General features: G+C 42.9%; 18 protein-coding genes. 11 read left to right on the forward strand and 7 right to left on the reverse strand.

Features of this window, described 5'->3' with window-relative positions:
• Positions 1 to 30 precede the first annotated feature (30 nt).
• Entirely contained in the window at positions 31 to 342 is a 312-nt protein-coding gene (locus AK823_RS01180) for a Trp family transcriptional regulator (protein ID WP_068325574.1), read from the reverse strand.
• A 230-nt stretch (positions 343 to 572) separates the two neighbouring features.
• Between AK823_RS01180 and trpB the strand changes: the two genes are divergently transcribed.
• Complete coding sequence (trpB, locus tag AK823_RS01185; RefSeq protein WP_068325577.1) at positions 573 to 1799, forward strand: tryptophan synthase subunit beta; 1227 nt, start codon at positions 573 to 575, stop codon at positions 1797 to 1799.
• A gap of 165 nt (positions 1800 to 1964) precedes the next feature.
• Complete coding sequence (locus tag AK823_RS01190) at positions 1965 to 2873, forward strand: DMT family transporter (RefSeq protein WP_068325579.1); 909 nt, start codon at positions 1965 to 1967, stop codon at positions 2871 to 2873.
• A 31-nt stretch (positions 2874 to 2904) separates the two neighbouring features.
• Here AK823_RS01190 and AK823_RS01195 read toward each other — a convergent pair whose 3' ends face one another.
• Both AK823_RS01195 and AK823_RS01200 read right to left on the reverse strand, forming a co-directional pair.
• Positions 2905 to 3468, reverse strand: coding sequence for a TIGR00730 family Rossman fold protein (locus tag AK823_RS01195; protein WP_068325581.1), 564 nt, complete (start codon positions 3466 to 3468; stop codon positions 2905 to 2907).
• 74 nt (positions 3469 to 3542) lie between these two features.
• Positions 3543 to 4691 carry a hypothetical protein gene (locus AK823_RS01200; protein ID WP_149031830.1) on the reverse strand — a complete coding sequence of 383 codons (1149 nt, stop codon included), beginning with the start codon at positions 4689 to 4691 and terminating at the stop codon, positions 3543 to 3545.
• Positions 4692 to 5138: 447 nt separating this feature from the next.
• Here AK823_RS01200 and AK823_RS01205 point away from each other — a divergent pair, with 447 nt between their 5' ends.
• Positions 5139 to 6251, forward strand: coding sequence for an alkene reductase (locus tag AK823_RS01205; protein ID WP_068325585.1), 1113 nt, complete (start codon positions 5139 to 5141; stop codon positions 6249 to 6251).
• 102 nt (positions 6252 to 6353) lie between these two features.
• On the opposite strand, the gene AK823_RS01210 is transcribed toward AK823_RS01205, so the two are convergent.
• Together AK823_RS01210 and AK823_RS01215 are read right to left on the reverse strand one after the other, a co-directional pair.
• Complete coding sequence (locus AK823_RS01210; RefSeq protein WP_068325587.1) at positions 6354 to 7325, reverse strand: pirin family protein; 972 nt, start codon at positions 7323 to 7325, stop codon at positions 6354 to 6356.
• Between the two features lie 320 nt (positions 7326 to 7645).
• On the reverse strand, positions 7646 to 8920 hold the full coding sequence (locus AK823_RS01215; protein WP_068325589.1) for an NAD(P)/FAD-dependent oxidoreductase: 1275 nt from the start codon (positions 8918 to 8920) through the stop codon (positions 7646 to 7648).
• A gap of 641 nt (positions 8921 to 9561) precedes the next feature.
• On the opposite strand from AK823_RS01215, the gene acs reads away from it, so the two are divergent.
• From acs to pgsA, 8 genes are all read left to right on the forward strand, one after another.
• Complete coding sequence (gene acs / locus AK823_RS01220) at positions 9562 to 11532, forward strand: acetate--CoA ligase (protein WP_068325591.1); 1971 nt, start codon at positions 9562 to 9564, stop codon at positions 11530 to 11532.
• Between the two features lie 221 nt (positions 11533 to 11753).
• Positions 11754 to 13031 carry an NADP transhydrogenase subunit alpha gene (locus AK823_RS01225; protein ID WP_228138888.1) on the forward strand — a complete coding sequence of 426 codons (1278 nt, stop codon included), beginning with the start codon at positions 11754 to 11756 and terminating at the stop codon, positions 13029 to 13031.
• Positions 13032 to 13130: 99 nt separating this feature from the next.
• Positions 13131 to 13556: an MgtC/SapB family protein gene (locus tag AK823_RS01230; protein WP_068325593.1), complete on the forward strand. Its 426-nt coding sequence runs from the start codon at positions 13131 to 13133 to the stop codon at positions 13554 to 13556.
• A 230-nt stretch (positions 13557 to 13786) separates the two neighbouring features.
• Positions 13787 to 15157 (forward strand): amidase family protein, encoded by a 1371-nt coding sequence (locus AK823_RS01235; protein ID WP_068325595.1) that lies wholly within the window; start codon positions 13787 to 13789, stop codon positions 15155 to 15157.
• A 77-nt stretch (positions 15158 to 15234) separates the two neighbouring features.
• Positions 15235 to 16137 (forward strand): polysaccharide deacetylase, encoded by a 903-nt coding sequence (locus AK823_RS01240; RefSeq protein ID WP_068325597.1) that lies wholly within the window; start codon positions 15235 to 15237, stop codon positions 16135 to 16137.
• 85 nt (positions 16138 to 16222) lie between these two features.
• Complete coding sequence (locus AK823_RS01245) at positions 16223 to 16510, forward strand: hypothetical protein (protein WP_068034019.1); 288 nt, start codon at positions 16223 to 16225, stop codon at positions 16508 to 16510.
• A gap of 5 nt (positions 16511 to 16515) precedes the next feature.
• Positions 16516 to 17484: a GTP-binding protein gene (locus AK823_RS01250; RefSeq protein WP_068325599.1), complete on the forward strand. Its 969-nt coding sequence runs from the start codon at positions 16516 to 16518 to the stop codon at positions 17482 to 17484.
• 510 nt (positions 17485 to 17994) lie between these two features.
• A complete protein-coding gene (pgsA, locus tag AK823_RS01255) occupies positions 17995 to 18675 on the forward strand; it encodes a CDP-diacylglycerol--glycerol-3-phosphate 3-phosphatidyltransferase (protein WP_068034027.1) in 681 nt (226 codons plus the stop codon).
• Positions 18676 to 18791: 116 nt separating this feature from the next.
• On the opposite strand, the gene AK823_RS01260 is transcribed toward pgsA, so the two are convergent.
• Together AK823_RS01260 and AK823_RS01265 are read right to left on the reverse strand one after the other, a co-directional pair.
• Entirely contained in the window at positions 18792 to 19286 is a 495-nt protein-coding gene (locus AK823_RS01260) for a pyridoxamine 5'-phosphate oxidase family protein (RefSeq protein WP_068034029.1), read from the reverse strand.
• 470 nt (positions 19287 to 19756) lie between these two features.
• On the reverse strand, positions 19757 to 20251 hold the full coding sequence (locus AK823_RS01265; protein WP_068325601.1) for a pyridoxamine 5'-phosphate oxidase family protein: 495 nt from the start codon (positions 20249 to 20251) through the stop codon (positions 19757 to 19759).
• Between the last annotated feature and the right edge of the window lie 236 nt (positions 20252 to 20487).

The raw sequence follows: 20487 nt of genomic DNA on the forward strand, positions 1-20487 counted from the left end.
TTTAACACTTGTTAGTCACTTATCAAGGTTTTATAGATCAATCCCTTCACTAATATCAGGTAGCAATTCATTAACTTGATGTTGCCCAAATACCTTAGCACCGCGGGACACGGTTGCAATACCGACACCTAGCTTTGCACTAATCTCTCTTTGCGTGACGCCTTGCTGTAGTAGGCCAAAGATGGTTAAGCGATTGGCCAGCTCTGTTTGCTCTTTTTCTGTCATGAGCGCATCAAATATCGCTGATAGACGTTCTGTATTATCAGTTTCGACCAGTAACTTAAGTAGATAATCATAAGCGTCGCTTGCCTGATTTTTTGCCTGATGGTCATCTTGTAGCATTTCAACATCCTCTTAAATGAATCAAACCCGCTAATAAATACTTTCGGATCAATTCTAGTTATTGACCTTAAACAGGACTTAACTTAAAATATGTTTCAGTGTACTAGAACATAGATACAATGGACTTATTATAACGCCACAAAAATAATTTGCTTGGATAATTTTTCAAATACCAAAACTTCACATACTAGAATTTCAAATATCATAATTTCAAATACTAAGGTTTAACGATGACAACAGAAAATATGACAGACAGCTATGGCCTACATCAATCTATTTTGCCAAGTAGCGAGGGCTTATATGGCGAGTTCGGTGGCAAAATAGGCCATCCAGAGCTTGCCAAAGCTATGGAAGAAATCGAAGTAGGGTTTCGCGAGATTATCAAAGACGAAGATTTTATCGCTGAGATGAAGCGTTTGCGCGAGACTTACGTTGGCAGACCAAGCCCGATATTCCATGCCAGACGCTTAACAGAACATTGCGGCGGCGCGCAGATTTATTTTAAACGTGAAGACCTAAACCATACTGGCGCGCATAAGATTAATCACTGTTTGGGTGAAGTGTTATTGGCGAAAAAGCTCGGCAAAACCAAAGTCATCGCGGAGACAGGTGCAGGGCAACATGGTGTGGCATTAGCAACCGCAGCGGCATTGATGGGTCTTGAGTGTGAGATTCATATGGGCGTGGTCGATATTAAAAAAGAGCATCCTAATGTCAGTCGTATGAAAGTATTGGGCGCTAACATCGTCCCTGTATCACGCGGGGCAGGGACGCTAAAAGAAGCAGTCGACAGCGCCTTTGAGACCTATCTTAATGAGCTTGATAGCAGTATGTTCGCCATTGGCTCAGCTTTGGGCCCTGCACCATATCCTGAGATTGTCAGCTATTTCCAATCAGTCGTTGGACGTGAAGCCCGCGTACAATTTTTAGATACCACTGGTAAATTGCCTAATAAAGTGGTCGCCTGCGTCGGTGGTGGCTCTAATGCTATCGGTATATTCAGTGGCTTTTTGGGCGATGAGAGCGTTGAAAAAGTAGGAGTGGAGCCAGCTGGAGAGGGTTTAGATACGCCCAATCATGCTGCAACGATGACATTGGGTGTGAAAGGTGAGATTCATGGCTTTAAGTGCTATGTCTTGCTGGATAAGGATGGCGAGCCAGCCCCCGTACACTCGATTGCCTCTGGTTTGGACTATCCTGGCGTTGGGCCACAGCATTCACTGTTACGTGATATGAAATTGGCCACTTATGAATCGGCGACAGATGCAGAGTGTCTAGAGGCCTTTATGGCGCTATCACGATTAGAAGGTATCATTCCCGCTTTGGAAACCGCCCATGCCATTGCCTATGCGATGAGAGTGGCCAAAGATATGTCACCTGATGACACTATTTTGGTTAATTTATCAGGGCGCGGCGATAAAGATATTGATTTTATTTTGGATAAAGTAAAGTTATAAATAATTAATTACCGACAAATACATAAAACAGCCCCTATCAAGCGATTAAAAAGTTATCATCGTGACGTTTTTAACGACATAATGTTTTTCACAAATTAGCATTCTTCACGACACAACTTTTTACGACTTAGCAAATGCAGTCTAAACGCTTAATAGGATTGACCAGTGACTAAACGCGACCTCATCATCTTTTTCACCCTCTCTTTTATGTGGTCGCTGTCTTTTATATTTTATCGCGTTGGTGTGCCTGAGTTTGGCTCGATAGCATTTGCGAGCCTACGGGTGTTATTTGCAGGGTTGACCATGCTAGTTTTCGTTTTGCTCAGCTCAGAAAATCGACGCGGCATTCGCGAAAACTGGAAGCTACTGACCGTTGTTGGTCTATTCTCTACTGCCATTCCATTTGTGCTGTTTTCATTCTCAGCACAGACAGTGAACGCCGGTGTATTAGCGGTGCTGAATGCCTCCGTGCCGATGATGAGTGGCTTTATCGCCAGTACGTTTTTTAATGATAAGCTTTCAAAAAAACAAATCCTTGGCTTGTTTATTGGCCTTGTAGGTGTCGTCATTTTGATGAGTGAAAGCTTGTTTGCTGGTAGTGATCAAGATTCAAGTCTGATGGCGGGATTATTGCCGATGGGCTACGCGCTATTGGGCTGCGTCGGTTATGCGACAGGGGCGAATATTACCAAAAACTATTTGCAAGGCTTATCACCGATTGCTATCACTGCAGGCTCGACCATTATTGCGAGCATAGTCATGTTACCCATTGGCCTGTATGCGTTTCCGTATGGCAAGAGCATTAGTCTACAAGCTTGGGTATCTGTCATCTGCATCGGGGTATTTTCGACGGCAATCGCACTAATCTTTATGAACCAGCTTATTAAAAATATTGGTCCAATGCGAGCTACGAGTATTACCTTAGTCATTCCAATTTTTGCGATATTCTTTGGTTATGTATTGCTGGGTGAAGCGTTAGATTTGGGCGCAATTATTGGCTCAGTAGTGATATTGGTTGGTACGTATTTGTCTTTAAACTTGTCATTAACTATATTTAAGAAAAAGACGGTTTAGTTATGGAGCGTTAGACTGCTTTTACTTAGCGTTAAGTTGTCCATTTAGGTTTAGGTGGCGTATAAGCTGCCATTTTATCAAAGAGTTCTATGATATCGTCTGATATTATCAGCATATCCAGATACTCTTGCTTCATAAAACCACCAGTAACCATGGTCTCAAAAAAGGTAAATAGGCCATCAAAATAACCGTTCACATTTAGGAAGCCACAAGGTTTATTGTGCAGTCCTAACTGGCCCCAAGTCCAGACTTCCGAAATTTCCTCTAATGTTCCAGGACCTCCAGGTAAAGCGATAAAACCATCGGCAAGATTTGCCATAATGGTTTTGCGATCATGCATGCTTTTTACCAAAATAAGTTCGTTGACCCCAGTATGAGCCAGCTCCTTATCTGCCAAATGATCTGGAATAACGCCGATGATATGCACACCAGCAGCGATGGCTGTATCGGCCAGTGTACCCATCAGGCCGATCTTACCGCCTCCGTAGACGATATTCAGCTTCTTGATTGCCATTACTTGAGCCAACTCAATTGTTTTTTCTACATGCTTTGGATCAGCTCCTTGTCTTGAGCCACAAAAAACGGCAATACGCATTAGGTTCCTTAAGTGTTTTTTTGCATAAGTTTTTTTACATCAATGTTCTGTTTATCGATATTTGAGCATTGTAATTATTGCCCAGTCTCGTCTACACAAATGACCCCGTTAAAACAGTTTCTATCTTTAACTGTATCACGCAGCGAAGGTATGTCTAACGCTTTATTTAATTGATAATGCGCCACTTCCCATTCGTTTATTTTATGACCGTTTTCATCTTTATCAGGTACAGGGTATAACTGATGACGTTCGCTATCTGACTGCTCCATAAATACTAAGAGTTTTTGTACATCTTCAGCTAGTTGACTGTCAGTACGCTCAGCCAGCTGCATCATCAAGCGTTCATCTTTTAAGAGATAGAATTTACGTATATCGTCATCGATCCATTGAACGTTCTCTGAACCAAAAAAGAGTAGATAGCGACAGGTATCTAACAAAGCGTTGGCATCATCATAGAATCTACTATCTGGATAACGGCTTATAAAATCTTCCCAAAATACAGCACGTTCAACCAATTCTTCAAGAGATATAGCAATCGCAGCATCAAACCAAAATATCTCTTGATTGTCTTGCGCCATGCGCTGGATAAATTCACTTTGGTCATCTGGTAGATAGGGGGTGAACATATTAGCCATGGCCGTTAGGTCGTGATGAAATTCAAAATGACCTTCGCCCATGTACCGTACACTAACGTCAGCTCTGCTCCTTACTAAGCTAATAAGGTATCGCACACGAGGATTGACCTGCCTTAATTGTGCCACAGTCAATTTTCCGTCTTGGTCAATATTATTCATTACGGTGAAAAATGCTTCATCATACATAGAGCTATCAGCACTCAAAAAACGTCCATACATCGCTTGGTAGTATTCTAGCCATCGCAGTATCTCAGCGTTGTCAGCCACTGGCAAGCAAGCATCTATTTGGCGCTGAACTGTATGAATATCTTCGATTTCACTCTTATTATCAATAGCATTTATCGTGTCATCGAGCTTGGTACAAATGAGCTGCTCTTTTAATGTTTTTTCAGATAACTTTACCAATGCTTTAGTGAGTGCTTTTGGCGTTTTTGCTTCCACGAGAGGTTGGGTACTTGGTGACTCTACAGATTGTGCTGACGTTGAAGTCGTATCTGATGAATCGTTTTTATCTGAAGGGGGCTGACAAGCAGTGATGCCAAGCAATAAGTTTGCACCTATGATAAGTGTCGTTTTGTTCATTTGCACAGACTGCATCCTCTTAGTACTCAATAGAGTACTAATCTTAGTTTTTTGAAAAAATTATTTTGCCTATCAAATATACAAAAAATTGGCTTAAGTATGCAAAGAATAGATAACCCCTAATGAGTTAATGTAGAACTATTGTTTGTTTATATTTATTCTACTATTTTATAGTCTTTTGAGATAGCCAATGTAGCCCTCTTTAAGCATTAAATAGATGTGGAAAGGTGTTTCTGTTTGTAAAGCTTGCTTGAATAATAGTAGATATCCCCTATAAAGAGAACGGTCGTTCAATATAGGTTCTTATTCAATAGGCACTTACTTATTGACTAAGCAAACATACATTTTGTTGACCTAATGACTCATAAAGATTTCATAGTTGTCAGTAAATTACTTTATAGTTATGAATACCACTTTTACCCATATTTTTTATAACAACAAACAAGGCATATCATGGCTTACGATAATTTATTTGAACCAGTAAAAATGGGCACTCAAACCCTAAAAAACCGTATTATTATGGCACCACTAACTCGTCTGCGCGCTGTTGAGCCCGGCGATGTACCGACTGCATTGGCAGGCGAATACTATTCGCAGCGTGCGGCAGGAGCAGGCTTGGTCATCGCAGAGGCGACGCAAGTCTCTTTTCAAGCAAAAGGCTATGCAGGTGCGCCTGGTATCCATACTAAAGATCAAATGACCGCATGGAAAGCCATCGTAGATAATGTCCATGCTAAAGGCGGAAAAATCGTCGTACAGCTATGGCATACGGGTCTTGTGGCGCATGAAAGCGTACAGCCTGATGGCAAAGCACCTATATCAGCATCAGACGTCGAAGTCGGTGCTCGCACCTCTTTACGTGATAGTGACAACCAAGCGATTCGCGTTGAAACGACGCCACCACGCCCAGCCACCGCTGATGAAATAAAGCAAGTCATCAAAGATTTCGCTCATGCAACCAAGACGGCACGTGAAGCAGGCTTTGATGGCGTAGAGGTTCATGGGGCACATGGCTATCTATTGCATCAATTCTGGGTTGAGCAAACCAACAAGCGTGATGACGAATACGGCGGAAGTCGTGAGAACCGCGCACGCTTAACCCTTGATGTCGTTGACGCTTGTGTTGAGGCTTGGGATAACGATCACGTCGGTATACGTATTTCGCCACAAGGCACGTTTAACGCTGTAGAAGCAGGCTACGATGAAGATGATAACATCTGGCTGGTTGAACAGATTAACAAACGCGGTTTGATGTATCTCCATCTATCTGAGCCTGATTGGGCAGGTGGTACGCCATATAACGATGGTTTCCGTCAGCGTATTCGTGATGCCTTTGACAATACGATTATCGCCGCAGGTGGCTATACTGCCGAAAAAGCAGAAAGAAACGTACGCGAAGGGTATATCGATGCAGCCGCCTTTGGTCGTGATTTTATCGCCAATCCTGATTTGGCAGAACGTATCCGTCAAGATGCTCCGCTCAATGAGCAGCATCCAGAGAGTTTCTACGGTGGCGGCGCTGAAGGCTATACCGATTATCCGTATTTGGATCAAAAACAAGCTTAAGTGTACGCTTAGTTTTAAATGTTAAGACAATAAAAAGCCGCCTTACTGTCATAGTAAGGCGGCTTTTATTGAGCTTGTATTAACGGTTAAACGTTTTAGTTATTAGCCAAAGTTACCCGTTTGATAATCACGGAAGGTTTGTTGAATCTCATCTTGGGTGTTCATGACGAATGGACCATAACCTGCTACTGGCTCGCCAATAGGTTCACCGCTCATAAGTAAAAGTTTGGTAGGTACCGAATCGCTACCGCCTGCTTGATAAGTTAACGTAATGGTATCGGTAGTACTTGTATTGATGCTACTTGTATTAATAGTATTCTGCTCATCTTTAGCGTCTATTCCAGTAGGCTCAGCAAACTGAACCAGCTTGCCCGCGTCAACCAGAGTATCGTTGATGAGTAGCTCACCTTGTTGCACCAATATCATAACATTATGGGTGTTCGGCACTTGTAACATCGTTGATCCTTCGCTATCAAGCTCAATATCCCATAAGTTGATTGGCGTAAAGGTAGAGGCAATACCGGCTTCCCCTTGCAACTCACCTGCGATAATAGCCGCTTTACCAATCGCCTTATCATTACTATCGGTTAGATTAACCACAGACATCTCATCGCGTTTAAGCGTTTGATATTTAGCATCAGTTAGCTTGTCTTTTTTGGGTAGATTGACCCACAGTTGCACCATGCTAAAGACGCCGCCATGCTGTCCAAAATTTGGCGAGTGAAATTCTTCATGAATGATACCACTGCCAGCGGTCATCCATTGCACATCACCTTTTAGGATATCACCGCGACCACCGGTTGAGTCCGCATGGCTAATCTCGCCTTCATAAGCGATGGTTACCGTTTCAAACCCTTTGTGCGGATGCTGACCGACACCATGTGGCTGGGTCTCATAGTTTGGATTGGGGGCAAAGTTCATTGGTTCGCTATAATCCAGCATTAAAAACGGATCGCTATGAGCGTAATTAAACTCAGGGTTGGATTCAGAGTAGTTAATAAAGGGCTTCACATAAAAACCGTCACCGACCCAGTGAGAAGGTTTGTCGCCGTGAATGTGTTTAATTTGACGCATATTTCACCTCGTAATCTTATTTATTTGAAGTATTATTAAAATAACTACTATTAATAATATCTACATATATAAAGTGTTATATAGTGCATAACTACACAATTATCAAGAGGCTATTATCGAAAATCTATTATCAAAATCAATTTAATATTAAGCGCTACTTCTGCTTAAATCACTTCTTATAGTGGGTTTACCTTAAAACCGATACAGTGCGACTGGGATGAATTTTTCGTAGCCTCTGTGATAGCAGCAAGCAAGGAAAATTTATACCAGTCGCACGTGGCGATTAACGTATCGATTTTATTTCGAACCGACTATACTAATTAAACCACTTCACCGCAGACAAAGCCGCTCGCCCAAGCCCATTGGAAGTTATAGCCGCCAAGCCAGCCTGTGACATCGAGCACCTCACCAATAAAGTATAGCCCGTCTTGAAAGTTGCTTTGCATCGTTTTTGAAGACACCTCATCGGTTTTTATGCCGCCGCGCGTGACCTCAGCCGTACGATAGCCTTCCGTACCAGAGGGCTTGAGTTGCCAACCATTGATAGTAGCCCCAAGCTCAATTAAACGCTCATCTTTAATATTGGCAAGCTCTTTATCTTTAATATCGTCCCATAGTGTCGTTTGTAGAGCCACAAGTAGCTTTTTAGGTAAAGCGTTATCCGTATAATCAGCCAAGACGGTACGGATGAGCTGTTTGGGGTGTGACTTTTTATGAGAGAGTAGGAGGGTGGTGATATCGGTATCAGGCAGCAAATTAATACTGATGTATTCGCCCGTCTGCCAATAATTGGACAGCTGGAGCATGGCAGGACCAGATAGACCGCGATGGGTAAATAGGAGCGGCAGCTTAAACGAGATGCGCTCGTTACTGGCAATCACCGGCAGGCTAATGCCAGACAAAGCACGGATGAGCTCACCCGTCTTATCAGTGAAAGTAAAGGGAACAAGGCTGGCATCGGTGGACATAAGCTGATGCCCAAACTGCTGCGCTAGCTCGTAGCCAAGACCACTCGCACCCATTGTTGGAATAGATAAGCCACCAGTCGCAACGACTAACGATTCACAGCTGTATTTGGTTTGCGAGGGTTTAACGTCATTGGCAATATCTTTTTTACTGAGTTTTTTGGTGGTCAATAACTCAAAGCGCGCGCTATTCTTGTTCGCATTAGCATCGTTAACATTGACTTTATCAATCTGCGTATTAATGCGTATCTGCACACCTACTGCGGCGCATTCATCAAGTAGCATGGTTAAGATATCTTGTGCTGAATCATCGCAAAACAGCTGACCGTGCTCACGCTCATGATAAGCAATTTTGTGTTTCTCAACCATGCCAATGAACTCCCAGCTGGGATAACGGCTCAGAGCTGACTTACAAAAATGCGGATTGGCACTGATAAAGTGTTCAGGCTCGACGAAGTAATTGGTAAAGTTACAGCGTCCACCACCCGACATCAGGATTTTCTTGCCGACTTTATTTGCATGATCGAGCACCAATACGCGACGGCCTCGACGACCAGCGGTGAGCGCGCAGTATAGCCCTGAGGCCCCTGCGCCAATAATGATGACATCGTAATGGGTGTTATTGTCCATGGCGGTTTTGGTCCATAAAGCGCTGCTTTTAAACAAACGTAAAGATAAGGTAGAAGCAATGATATAGTCAGATCAATATAAAAAAGATACAGTGGTATTGGGACAAGTTTTTCTTGCTTGCTGTGCCTACACCGACAGAGGCTACAAAAAATTTGTCCCAATACCACGTCATACTATCGTGTATCCATTTTATTTAGTATCGACTATAGGAATATGCTGATATAAATATCATTTAAAAAAATGTATTTGGTGTGGCTATTGTCCATATTTAACCTATGGTTACAAGGGTTAAATGCTTATCAAATTTTTGCTCTGCAAAAGTAATAGAGCGTATAAATACATAAGTAAACAGCTGTACATTGGAATTGTTGTAATTAGTAGTTGGTGTCTTGCATCACTTGCCCTTATTTGTCAAACTAGAATCAAGGCGTCACTCATTATGGAAGATGATAGCCTGTTGTCTGCAACCACCGTCGTTACTGATTAGCTGCCGATTATCACTGTCTGATAGTAATGTTATCGCTTCAGTTTCAGTCAGTCTATTAGATAGTTTTTTCTTTTATTCTCGGTATTTTTTATTCTCAATATCTTTTATTTTCGATATTTTATGCAGACAATAATAATTAAAAAAGGAATATTTTATGACTCAGAAATCTTTTCCTATTACGGCTGAATTTATCGCCGCTGCCAATACCACCGCCGAGCAGTACGCTCACGACTACAAACGATCTGTTGAATCACCTGAGGCCACTGATGCATTTTGGGCCGAGCGTGCCGAGCTGATTGATTGGATAAAAAAGCCGACTATCATTAGCAACGTCAGTTATGATTTGGACGACTTTCGTATTAAATGGTACGAGGATGGTGAGCTAAATATCTCAGTAAACTGCCTCGATCGACATCTTAAAACTAACCCCTATAAGCCTGCCATTATTTGGGAAGGGGACCATCCTTCTTTACACAAGATTATCTCCTTTAAAGAGTTGCACGCTGATGTTTGTCGCTTAGGTAATGCTATGCGCAAGCTTGGGGTCAAAAAAGGCGATCGCGTTACCTTATATATGCCAATGATACCTGAAGCGATGATAGCGATGCTGGCATGTACGCGTATCGGTGCGGTGCATTCGGTCGTGTTTGGTGGTTTTTCTGCTGAGAGCTTAGGTAACCGTATCGTTGATAGTCAATCCAAAATCGTGATTACGGCTGATGAAGGTCTGCGCGGTAATAAGCATACGCCCCTTAAAGTCAATGTCGATCGTGCGCTAGATATGGATGGCACTGATAGCGTTGAAAAAGTCATTGTCGTACATCGTACAGGTAGTTCGATCCCAATGAGTGGTCGCCGTGATGTTTGGTATCACTCTTTAATCGCTGGCGAGCAAGAGCAGTGCGAGCCTGAAGTCATGAATGCCGAAGATCCATTATTTTTGTTATATACCTCTGGTTCGACCGGAAAGCCAAAAGGCGTACTGCATACAACTGGCGGTTATATCACTTATGCGCTATCAACCTTTCGCGATGTCTTCGATATCAAAGACGATGATGTCTATTGGTGTACAGCGGATGTTGGCTGGGTGACCGGTCATACTTATTCCACTTATGGGCCGCTTGCCAGTGGCACGACGACGGTAATGTTTGAGGGCGTGCCTGAATATCCAACATGGGCGCGGATTGGTCATATTATCGATAAGCATAAAATTACGGTTTTATATACGGCACCGACTGCTATCCGCTCGATGATGAAAGAAGGCGATACCTTTGTCCGTGAGTCTAATCGCTCAAGTCTACGCTTGCTCGGTACCGTTGGAGAACCCATTAACCCTGAGGCGTGGGATTGGTATTATGATGTCGTTGGCGGTGGTCGTTGCCCAATCGTAGATACATGGTGGCAGACTGAAACGGGTGGTATCTTGCTCGCCCCAATACCAGGTACGGTAGCGCTTAAACCGGGTGCCGCGATGAACCCTCTATATGGCATCATACCGCAAGTTATCGATACCGATGGCACCGCACTCGAAGGTCCCGCTGAGGGCAATCTCGCTATTAGTAATAGCTGGCCGGGACAGATGCGTACTATTTATAATGACCATGAGCGCTTTTTGGAGACCTACTTTACTGAGTATCCGGGCTATTACTTTACTGGTGATGGGGTACAACGCGATGAAGATGGGCACTATTGGATTACTGGTCGTGTCGATGATGTCCTCAATGTTTCAGGGCACCGTTTAGGTACTGCAGAAGTTGAAAGTGCAGTAGATGCGCATCCTTCTACTGTCGAAGCAGCCGTCGTTGGTATGCCCCACGAGATTCGCGGTGTGGGCATTGCAGCCTTTATTATTCTCAGTATGGGCGAGGTCGCCAGCGATCAGCTAAAAGCCGAGCTAAATCGTCATGTGCGCACTGAGATTGGCCCAATTGCTAACTTAGATGCTATCTATATCGTTGAGGCGTTACCAAAAACGCGTTCTGGTAAGATTATGCGTCGAATATTGCGTAACCTTGCTGCAGGGCAGTATGTCGGACTAGGCGATCTATCCACCCTTGCTGATAGTTCGGTTATTAATAAGATTATCGAAGTGGTCAAAGCTGAACGTGAGGCCAAGCGTTGCTAGCAAATAACCACTAGCGCCACTGTCTGCAATGGCTAACTATTAATCGTCACAGAAGCCATGCTATTTAGAACAGCATGGCTTTTTAATATAAGTGCTACTCATTAATATAAGTGCTGCTAAACAAAATAGAAATCATGCTTTTTGCTTAATGTTTTGCTCAACATTTTCGTTTAATAAGATTTTTAATTATTGCTCAATTTTTAATAAGGCCTACTGTTCTCATGACTGACCATATTTTGCCAGCTACTGATAAGTTTACTGATAATAGCTCAAAGCAAACTAACCATGACAATCAGGCTACCTTGAATAATGGCCTGAACACCGATCTGAACACTGCGCCGAAAGTAGCCATCATTGGTGGTGGTTTGACAGGTCTATTTACGGCGACATTGTTAGAACGCGCCTTTCTTAAGCAACAAACTAAACCTTCTGTTAATTCTTCAGCACTGCAAATTACTATCTTTGAAAAATCACGTAGCGTTGGTCGCCTAGCTACGCGCTATCTCACCGATAGCAATACCAATAAAAACTGGCAATGGGCATTCGGGGCGCAGTTTTTTACGGCAAAAACTTCCAGCTTTAAGCAATTTATCGCGCCTTGGCTAGATTCAGAATTACTGCAACCGTGGTGCGCTCAAGTGGTTAATTTGACGCCAACCAATGCCAATTCTCAAAATGCTCATTCACCTAATGTAGAGAGAAAAGAGCAATGGGACACCAATCACGCGCGTTATATTAGCACCCCTAAAATGACCAGTTGGGGTCGCGCATTGGCTGATGATTTACAGCATACAACTATAAAATTTAAGACCCGTGTTGCTCCAATTAATAAAGCGCAAACGAATAGCGCACAAGATAATAAAGCTATAAAAACTGAGCTGTTTGATGAAACTGGCAGCAGTCTGGGCTGGTTTGATTGGGTTATTTGTACTGCGCCAAACGGTCAGGCAGTAGAGCTGATGGCAGACAGTGGCTTTACGAAGCAAGCCAAAATTATCGAACCAGAAATGCTGGCTTGCTATACGCTTATGTTAGGCTGGGATAACTTAGAGCAATTACCAAAAACGTTAAGTAATGACATTCAATCAGCATTGGATGTGGCTTATGTAAATGCCTCAATACTCGATAGAATATTTATCGAGCATCAAAAGCCTGCTCATGATGACCTACTTCCAAGTGTCACTATTCACGCGCGCAACGACTGGTCCGAAGAGCACGTCGATGATGATATTGAAACGGTTAAAGCGCAATTGCTAGCAGCCGCACAGCAAGCACTAAATTGGCATGAGGGTTATGCACCCAGTCAAATAGATTGCCATCGTTGGCGTTATGCAGCGACAGTGATTGATGTGAAAAATAGAGGCAGCAGTGAGGCGTTAGGAATATTGATTGATACTCAACATCAATGGATCGTCAGTGGTGATTGGTGCGGGCAAGGCAATATCGAGAGCTGCTATCAGGTGGCAAAAGAGACGGTAAAAGTACTTTGCGCCTCCTAAAATGCAAATATTATTCTAATCACGTAGATAGTAAAATATCCAATGCACCCATTGTTAGAGTTTAAATGCGTTTTCTCTAAAAAGGGAGGGTAGTAAACCATGTTTGGATTCGATTTAGATTTAGACTTAATGGGATACCATTTTTTCCAACTGAGTATTGCCTTTATATTATCACTGCCGATTGCGCTTAATCGTGAGATGAAAGATAACGGCGCAGGGCTTAGAACCTTTCCATTGGTAACTATTGCTTCGTGTGCCTTCATGTTGGTGGGCATGGATATTTACGATGCCACTGGTGAAGCGAGAATCATGTACGCCATTATTACAGGCATGGGTTTTATCGGTGGTGGTGCCATTTTTAAAAATGAGAAAGGCTCAAAAGGGACAGCAACGGCAGCCAGTTTATGGAATACGGGTGCTATCGGTATTTCAGTTGCCTATGGTCGTTACGAGATAGCAATTATATTGTCTGTGGTTGGTTTTTTAATACTTCAATTTTCGGAGCCATTTAAAGTTAAAAAATAATTGATAGTAGCCGAACATCAACGTTTGCTAACTCTATAAATATGGTGACCAACTCAATTAAAAAATAACTTTTTCAAGACTAATCAATACAAGGTTTTTTTAGTAATCGAATAGTTGCTTTTTATTCTTGAATAAGGCGATTTTGCTAAACAATGCCAATTGACTATCTTCTTTTTTTGACCTATGGTCAGTAATATAATCTCAAAAAAATCAATAACATGGAGTGGATTGTGAGCAAAATTACCAAAGATTCTGTTTCAGCGGTAGATATGGCAGCCCGCCTCGAAAAAGGCAGCCTTTGTCCGGTTGAGCTTATTGAAGAGACGTTTGAAAACATCCGAGCTTCTGATCCCGCTATTTTTACAGAATTGCTCGAAGAACGAGCGCTAAAAGAAGCCCATGCTTCTAGGCAACGCCGCCGTGAAGGCAATCCACTTAGTGCGTGGGATGGTATCCCTATCGCATGGAAAGACCTCTTTGATATAGAAGGTCGAGTAACCACCGCAGGATCTGTGGTACTTAAATCCAATGCGCCTGCGACTCGTGATGCCGATGTGGTTGCCAATGCCACTCGAGCTGGCCTTGTATCCATTGGCTGTCTTAATATGACTGAATTTGCTTATTCAGGCCTTGGTCTCAATCCACATTTTGGTACTCCTAAAAACCCACATGGTACGGGCCCAGATCGCATTCCTGGCGGCTCGTCTTCTGGTTGCGGTGTTGCTGTCTCCCGCGGACTAGTGCCACTGGCCATCGGCAGTGATACTGGGGGTTCGATACGTATTCCAGCTGGGTTAAATGGCGTAGTCGGCCATAAAGGTTCTAGTACAGCGTTTCCAAAAGGGGGTACGTTTCCACTCTCACCGACATTGGATACCTTTGGTCCGCTTGCTGCTGACCTAAAAAGCTGCATCGGTGTGGCAGAAATTCTAAACGGCCGAGCGGTCGCAACGCCCAAGCCAACACCTATCAGTCAACTCAACTTCTTTATTCCTACCAATGTTGTTTTTAAAGGTGCGCAAGAGGCGGTGATTAACAATTTTGAAGCAGCTGTGCGTGCTCTAGAGATGGCTGGGGCGAAAGTCACTCGTGGAGTCTGTAGCGAGTTTGACGAAATAGGCACGCTTGCTCGTGAGCACGGCTACTTAGTTGGTCCAGAAGCCTTAGATCTACACTGGGATCTGGTACATTCTGAGCGTGCGGCGCAGATGGATCCACGGGTTCTTGCTCGCATTCTTGATGCTGGAGATATGTCGGCTCGTGACTTGCTTGTTATTTTAAGAGCGCGCGCCAGATTGATTCAGCAAAATCGCCAACTGTTAGGTGATCAAATTGTGCTATTTCCGACCACGCCTATTACTGCCCCTGAACTTAAACCCCTTGAAGAAGACGATGATTTGTATCTGCGTACCAATAAATTGATGCTGCGCAATACCGCGCTTGGCAACTTTCTGGACTGGTGCGGCGTTGCCTTACCAAATGGCATAGATGAAAACCAGATGCCTACCAGTATTTTGCTATCGATGTCTGGTGGTCGAGAAGGCGATCTATTAGCTGCGGCACTTTCTATCGAAAATTTATTAACTCAAAACTTATCATAACCATCTAACGAAGGAGTAAAACAGAGCTAAAACCCCAAAGGAATAAAACCAAACTAAAAATATCAAAGGAATGAAATATGTCTAAAACTATCATATGTGGATTCGGCACGGACGTTGATTCAGTGGCCGGTCAAATCGGCTCGTACGGCGGCGGCGAAAGCCCGTCTGACATTCAGCGCGGTGTCTGGGCCTCTGAAGTTGGCGTCCCACGCTTATTGCGTCTGTTTAAAAAATACGATCTACGCACCTCGTTCTTTATCCCCGGTCATAGCCTCGAGACATTCCCTGACATTGCCAAAATGATTGTCGATCATGGTCATGAAGTAGGGGCACATGGCTACTTACATGAAAACCCCATTGCCATGACCCGCGCTCAAGAAGAAGCGGTCATGGAGAAATCAGTTGAGCTGATTACCAAGCTGACGGGTCAAAGCCCGCGTGGTTACGTGGCACCGTGGTGGGAGATGTCAGCCGCGACCCCTGAGATCTTAGCAAAATACGATTTCAAATATGATCATAGCCAAGGCTACCGCGACTTCCAGCCGTTTTATGCTCGGGTGGGTGATAAATGGAATCTCATCGACTACTCTAAAACAGCAGAAGAATGGATGCATCCCATGACCCATGGCGACGAGATTGATTTGGTTGAAATCGCTGCCAACTGGTATATGGATGATTTGCCGCCGATGATGTTTATGAAAAACGTCCCCAACAGTCATGGTTTCGTCAATCCACGCGATATCGAAGAGATGTGGCGTGATCAGTTCGATTGGGTTTATCGCAATATGGACTATGCAGTATATCCGTTCACCATTCACCCTGATGTGTCAGGGCGTCCGCAAGTGCTGATGATGCTTGAACGTTTAATCGACTATATTAACAGTCATGAAGGTGTGGTTTGGATGCCGTTTGAAGATATTGCTGAAGATTTCCGCAAGCGCTTCCCGTTTGAAGGTGGTAAGCGTCCAGAAGTCATTTAAAAGCTCTTGAAAATAGCGGTGTTTAACATTGGCTTTGGCGTCTTTAGCAGTATTGTCGCTAAAGTCAGTAATAAGGAGAAGAATCATGTGTAATGCATGTGGCAACCCAGCAGCTCCAGGGCATTGGACGGAAGCGGGCGCACAAAAGGGTGGTATCCGCCTCAGAGCAATGTTTCACCGAATATCGATATTAAAGCGAGTACTAAAACCTTATGGGTTCTCAGTTTATGCTGATGGGGTGATCCCGCAGATACAGCTGATATGTCCAGGTGGGGCCCGCGTCATGGTCAACAACTTAACCGAGCTGTGGGCTGAAGTAGAACGCCGTCAAGGTTTTGCAATCGACCCCTTAACAACGCATGCAGTGGCTTGAGTTTAATGCAAATATTTCAAGACAACCGTCTCGATATCGTTCTACTAAGTGGCTATCTGGGTTCAGGTAAGACCACATGGCTGCGTCATGCGCTTTTTACTAAGACGTTTGGTCGTGCGCAAGTCTTCACCCAAGAAGCGGCAGAACAACCTGTTGACGACCTGCTGTTGGGTGAGGCGATGAGTGTCAAAGTGCTGACCGGAACCGCGGGCACCCCAAAAGGCAAAGAAGAATTAATATCAGCACTACTTGCGGTTGCCGAGTCTCGAACAAACGGACGATCAATCGGTTTGACTACTGCTCAGCCAGACACGCTTATAATAGAAACCAGTGGCTTAGCTGATCCCGAAGAAATTATAGTCGCTATCAAAGAACATCCTATTCTGGTGTACCATTTTGCGCTCAAAGAAATCATCATTATGGCTGATGCGCTACATTTCCACGTGGCACTAAAGACTGACGCTTTATGTCGTCAGCAAATCTTGTCGGCTGATCGCGTTGTGATTGCAAAATCAGAGGAAGTATCCGAGCAGTCCTTATCGAACCTCGTTTCAACCATCAGCAAAATCAATCCAGCCGCACCAATTTCATTATCCGCATTCGGTGTCGAAAGCTCTGTTCCGCAACTCCCTCCACCTACTGAAATCTACGAATCGACTCTCGTTAATATGGGAACACCAACGACTGTGGTTTCGCTGCCGATTCCCAAAGAAGTAGACTGGGTCGAATTTACCGTTTGGCTATCGGCGTTGTTGCACGCTCGGGGTGATACGATTCTACGAGTCAAAGGCGTTTTACAGACAGACGAAGGTGCGCTATTACTACAATCTGTACGTAAGGTCATGCAACAGCCGGAGATTCTGCCGCCTGAGAAAGGCGACTCTAGGCTTGGAGAAATTGTGTTTATAGGGGAGGGTATGAATCAGGAGGCTTTGCTCATGTCTTTATTTTCCTTTCTTGGAAAAGAAAGTTAGAGGCAGCTTATAGATTGATATAAACTTTGAAAAATAACTGCTAGATTGACAAGAAAATTATCATGCTATGATATCAGCTAACAAAATTTTAGGACAAAAAAAGACCCACAGAGGAAACTGTGGGCTGAGGAAAACTGGCGATGTAGATAGGCTACAGATACAGTCTTTGTTTATTATTGTTATTAGAACTTTGGTACAGCTTTCATTTATAAACCTGAGTGTACAACTGTTTTCGTAATATATTCATAATAGCGGAAGCTAAGTGTTTTTTGTTACTCCAGTTACATGACATTACGTTTAAGAGTGTTTTGATACAATGTCATACTTTGAAACAGTTTTATATCATGATGAACATGCTTAGAATTTTCTATTCAGAATAATTTCGAGTCATTTGAACAATAATTAGATAATTAGTTAGTATTTATTAACTTGCAGAAGATGGCATGACGAGAAGGGCGAAAAATGCTAAGCTAGCAACCATTCTTATGTCTATATCAAACTAGGCTTGCCATGACCGAAAGCACACAACTGCATACGCAAAAACCGCTACAGCCGCAAAATAATAAAAGTATTTTTAATTTACCCAATAATCTTACTATTGCGCGTATTTTGATGATTCCATTATTTGTAGCGATTGCCTATTGGCCCCCAGCCATGGGTATTGGCATGCCTGCGATTTCAAATAACGTCATCGCACAGGTAGGGATGAGTGAGTTCAGCGATAGCTTATTGCGACATTTGCTATTGACGGCCGTCTTTATTATTGCTGCTATTACCGATTGGCTTGATGGCTATTTTGCCCGTAAGCTCAACGTAATGTCAGCATTTGGGCGTTTTTTAGATCCCGTCGCTGATAAGCTGATGGTCGCAGCAGCACTTATTATCTTAGTGCAATGGCATCCCAATATTATTATGGCAATAGCAGCAATTGTGATTATCTCGCGTGAGATTGCAGTATCAGCATTACGTGAATGGATGGCAGAGCTGGGCAAAAGCACCAGTGTGGCAGTATCCTACGTTGGCAAGCTCAAAACAACCTTTCAGATGATAGCTATTACGGTGCTCTTATTAAACTGGGAATCACTTGAGCTTATTGGTTATGGTCTGATGGTCGCAGCGGTGATTTTAACCTTATGGTCAATGTTCATTTATCTAAAGGCAGCATGGCCTTATCTTAAACAGAGCGGTTAAATTCGCGGTTAAACCCATAGTATTGCTACTTTTCGAATAAAACTTAGACAAACAAAAACGCCAGTCGCATCTAGCCACTGGCGTTTTTTTATTTATCACACTTAACTGTTAAGACATTACAGCTCTATCGAAAAATTCTCACCTAAGCTTTTCTCAATAGCGGTATCTGTTACCGCAGCGGCTGTCATTTTAAAGGCACTAGCAATGGCATTACCGTTAGCCCAGTATTCAGCACCATGAGGGACGACTTTAATCAGCTGAACTTTAGGATCTTCTTTGCCTTGTTCAAAATAGGCGTTGTACAGCACTGACCACAGCTCATCAAGTTTTTCTTTATCCTCTACCAACTCAGCTTTACCAGTGATAGATAAATAGTTTTTGTCATCTTGACTGACATAAGCCAGGTTCACTTCTGGATTCTTCTTAATATTATCGACTGTCTCAGAAGGACTATGACCGATAAACCAAATCTCTTTAGCACCGATGCTAGTTTCGGTGGTATTCATCGGGCAAGAATGTAGATGGTCCTCATGAGTACGAGTAGTCATCATTGTATATTTAATATCGTTTACCATCGCTTGGAGTTTATCCATCTGCTCTTGTTTACTCATAATAGTTATCCTTTACTATTTAAAATTTCGGAGTTTAAAAGTCATTAAAAAAGCTACTTCAACATAAATCAAAACGTTATAGTCAGTCCTAAATAAAATAAATACAAATATTACAACTCGCTACTGGTATAAATTTTCCTTGCTTGCTGTGCCTGCGCAGACAGAGGCTGCACAAAATTTATCCTAGTAGCACTGTGCTTATTCTATAGTGAATCAACTATATGAACATTACTTGTCTTCAACGACAGTTCTTATAAATCCATAACCAGTTATTAATATAGCTAAATCAGCTAATAGAACTATACAGGTGCTCTGTAATGCGCTGTGAAGGTTTGTAATTTTGTATTTATAGGCCATCTTATTGAACAGTATCATCGAAGTTCGGTATATAAAAAACGCCAATAAACGGATGCTTATTGACGCTTGAAATTATTGAATTACTTTATGGGTTTATCCTAGATATTTTTTTACTACAAAGATACTGAGAACTGCTCGCCGATATTTTCAGCAGTTTTGCCGTCTTGTAAGGCAGCAGCAGCCATTTTAAACATATTGACAGTGGAACTACCGCTTAACCAGCACTCTACACCATGTGGTACGACTTTGATTAACTGCACGTTCTCATCTTCTTTACCATGCTCAAAGAATGCATTGTAAACTGGTGACCATAGCTCATCTAATTTGTCTTTATCGGTTGGCAACTCTGCATTGGCACTGATAGAGACATAATCTTTTTCGTCTTGGGAAGCATAAGACAGACCAATTTTCGGGTTATCTTGAATATCTTTTACCACGTCCGATTTTTTATCACCGATGAACCAAATCTCTTTACCACCGATGCTTGCCTCGCTAGTCGTCATTGGCCAAGCATGAATATCACCTTTGCTATTCACGGTGCTCATCATGGCAAATTTTACGTCTTTGATCACATCTTGAATCTTGTCGATATGTTCTTGCTTACTCATAATATATCCTTATTACATTAAAGTTATGATGGTTTTAAATTGATGGGGCGCTTCTTGTTTTGAATTACAAGTTATTTTGAATGACTCTCGCCGTTAATCGTTATAATTATTAGCTGGTTGTAGAATAACGATAGGCACCCGCCCAGTTATATAGGTTGCCCGTAATACGATGTGAGCGTTTGTAAGGTATACAAGTGTTAAGTAAAAAATGTGTCAAGTCAGTCAAAAGCTTGCTG

The organism is Psychrobacter sp. P2G3 (assembly GCF_001593285.1).
Taxonomy (GTDB): domain Bacteria; phylum Pseudomonadota; class Gammaproteobacteria; order Pseudomonadales; family Moraxellaceae; genus Psychrobacter.